This is a genomic window from Paenibacillus sp. AR247 (assembly GCF_002968895.1).
Taxonomy (GTDB): domain Bacteria; phylum Bacillota; class Bacilli; order Paenibacillales; family Paenibacillaceae; genus Paenibacillus_AQ; species Paenibacillus_AQ favisporus.
This window is the reverse complement of sequence record NZ_PCZT01000115.1, coordinates 1-351: the sequence shown is the minus strand read 5'-3', so window position 1 is coordinate 351 and position 351 is coordinate 1. Positions and strand designations below refer to the sequence as shown.

At 53.3% G+C, this 351-nt stretch carries 3 tRNA genes; all 3 read right to left on the bottom strand.

Annotated features, from left to right (window positions below):
* Window positions 1-98 precede the first annotated feature (98 nt).
* Window positions 99-172: transfer RNA gene (locus CPT76_RS36480), tRNA-Pro, on the bottom strand.
* A 23-nt stretch (window positions 173-195) separates the two neighbouring features.
* A tRNA-Arg gene (locus tag CPT76_RS36475) sits at window positions 196-272 on the bottom strand.
* Between the two features lie 3 nt (window positions 273-275).
* Window positions 276-350, bottom strand: a tRNA-Gly gene (locus CPT76_RS36470).
* Window position 351: the final 1 nt, after the last annotated feature.

Below are 351 nucleotides of genomic sequence, written 5' to 3'. Positions count from 1 at the left end.
GGAAGGCTGAAGTTCTACCATTGAACTACACCCGCAAATTCTCCGTGCAAGCCTTGAGTGCAGAAAGATCAAGACTTACACGAAGCCGTGCATGCGTATCGGGATGACACGATTCGAACATGCGACCCCCTGGTCCCAAACCAGGTGCTCTACCAAGCTGAGCTACATCCCGATATCTATTGTAAAACAGTTAAATGGCGCGCCCTAAGAGATTCGAACTCCTGACCTTTTGATTCGTAGTCAAACGCTCTATCCAGCTGAGCTAAGGGCGCATATGGAGCGGACGACGGGAATCGAACCCGCGACCCTCGCCTTGGCAAGGCGATGCTCTACCGCTGAGCCACGTCCGCA